The sequence below is a fragment of the Anoxybacillus sp. TBDG-1 genome, assembly GCF_054815885.1.
The window spans coordinates 1-2,149 of the sequence record NZ_JBTZSY010000093.1; the positions used below are offsets into that span (position 1 = coordinate 1).

Annotated in this window: 4 protein-coding genes; 3 read left to right on the forward strand and 1 reads right to left on the reverse strand. The window is 36.5% G+C overall.

The features are described 5' to 3' along the window. The 3 genes from ACYQY7_RS13865 to ACYQY7_RS13875 all read left to right on the forward strand — a co-directional run. Positions 1-699, forward strand: a 699-nt coding sequence (locus ACYQY7_RS13865) for an RHS repeat-associated core domain-containing protein (RefSeq protein WP_461202936.1), incomplete at its 5' end; no start/stop codon positions are given. A 21-nt stretch (positions 700-720) separates the two neighbouring features. Beyond that, positions 721-1,149, forward strand: coding sequence for a WapI family immunity protein (locus tag ACYQY7_RS13870; RefSeq protein ID WP_052009605.1), 429 nt, complete (start codon positions 721-723; stop codon positions 1,147-1,149). Between the two features lie 182 nt (positions 1,150-1,331). Then, positions 1,332-1,748 carry a DUF4304 domain-containing protein gene (locus ACYQY7_RS13875; RefSeq protein WP_221261151.1) on the forward strand — a complete coding sequence of 139 codons (417 nt, stop codon included), beginning with the start codon at positions 1,332-1,334 and terminating at the stop codon, positions 1,746-1,748. Positions 1,749-1,961: 213 nt separating this feature from the next. On the opposite strand, the gene ACYQY7_RS13880 is transcribed toward ACYQY7_RS13875, so the two are convergent. Continuing rightward, a partial coding sequence (locus ACYQY7_RS13880; protein WP_461202937.1) for a hypothetical protein occupies positions 1,962-2,149 on the reverse strand: 188 nt, incomplete at its 5' end.

The following is a 2,149-nucleotide window of genomic DNA, read 5'->3' on the forward strand; positions in this document are numbered from 1 at the left end:
ATAAGTGTCCAATTTTATTTGTCGGAAACTGTCCACTTTAGTTTAGCAGTTACAGACGCAAATTCGTCCTTCTGTTTTTTTGTCCTATGGGGTTCCGTTAAGCAGCTTTCTTATTGTCTAGGGCACGGTGTGTTCCCTTCCTTGGATCCAGACTCAGGGGATGCGGGTGATATTCCCACGCAGAATGGGTATGCGTATGCGAACAACAATCTGGTGATGTTGGTGGATCCGGATGGGCATTGGGTCTGGCTGGCCATCAATGCAGGGTTTGCGGTTTATGATGGATATAAGGCATTTAAAAAAGCTGGATGGAAGGCTGCGGCAATTGCTGTAGGTGTAGGGCTTATCGGGGGAGTTGGATTCAAAGCAGGTAAGGCACTATATCGAGCTTATAAAGTGAAGCCAATTGCTAAAAAAATGATATTTGATAGCACGGCGTTTAAACATATGCAAAATTCGGACCGCTATGTTCCGAGACAGATTTTAGCAAGAGCAATTGTCTATGGTAAGAAATCCAGAGATGGGGCTAAAGGCTATAATAAATATACTATAACCATGCATAAGTTAGAAAAAGCAAGACATTCCATAGGCGATCCCAGAAATTACAAGTATAAAAAATATCAGTTAACAGTTGTATATAATAAGAGAACCAAACGGGTACGTCATTTCCACTATGAGCCATATAAGCAACGAATATAACTGGTAGAAAGGATGCAAAGCATGAAAGTATTTGTATGTGAGGAAGACGCAGATCGAAGCCTAGAGCTAATTATCACGGACTTTGAAAATGAAGGGGATCCGTTTTTTGGTGGATGCTACTTTACAGGAAAAGTAAAGCTAAAAGGTAGTGGCTTTATAGCTGAAACGGTTCACTTTCATTTTGACAATCATGATATCTTTCATTTCTATGAAAGTTTAAAGAAAATATACAGAGAACAAGAAGGTAAAGCAGTTTTTCATTCAGAATCTAAGGAACTAAATGTTGTAGTGCAAATCTACAATAGTGGAGGAGGAATTGTTCAGGTTCAGTTTAAGGATTTACACAGCGAGGATTTTTTTAGTAGCAGTCTGCATATACACATTTCTACATTACCGTATATGCTTGACCAACTGCGGCACCATCTAGATATTTTTAAATACTGCTCATAGTTACTTATGTCATATAGACTCAAAATCAGTTAAGATGGTTTGAGTATCAGACTGTTGTAGACAAAATAGAATTCAGACACCCAGCTTGAATCCTATTTTGCTTTAATGGCACGTACTGTATTAAATTATTTCAAATTTAACAAGTAAAGGGGGGGATCTTTATATTATCTAATAAGGATAAAATGGTCGGTGCTTTAAAGAAAATAGTAGTCCCAGAATTAAGAAACAGGGGATTTAAAGGGGCTTTTCCTCATTTTAGGAAGCAAGAAGGTCAGTTAGGTTATTTGCTATCGTTTCAATTTGATAAATGGGGAGGAGGATTTATAATAGAAGCTGGAGTAGCAAGGGTTAATGAGGAAGGAAACGTGATAGTTGATGGTATAGTTCGACCATTTCAAAAGATGAATGCTTTTCACTTAAACAATCGTTTTAGAATAATGAATAATAAAAATGGAGATAAAGATTGGTTTAAATTCGATAACGAAAACCAAAATTTAGAGGAAACAGAATTTATTCGAATAGCTAAGAATGTTTTACCATATTTGGATGTTGCAGAAAATTGGTTTGAAAAAATAAAGCAAAAGCAAACAGTACGATAGAACCAATCTAGGCGACCTGCTTGCTTTATAGCAGTGTCGTCTTTTTATAACAATTTAGATAAGCTATTGACTCAAGAAAAAGTAGTAATAAGATGGTATGGTTGGTGATACAATGTCATTTTGGGAAAGCATAAAGAACAAGGAAACAGTTGTTTTAAGTGATGATGCAATCGATTTGTTAAGTGATACGCTCTTAGAAATCAAAAAAATTTATCAAGAAGATTTAGAAAGAATGCCAACGGTAGCTGAATTGGAAGCATTAATTTTGAGGTTCATCACCAAATTTTGTGATTTAGTGACAAAAAAGAGAAAGCGCTGACGAGATCCTGGCAATAATGTTAGTGGTGAAATCAACATTAAGGAGGTCTCGTAAGTGCTTTCGATACCACTAGGATTGCCAG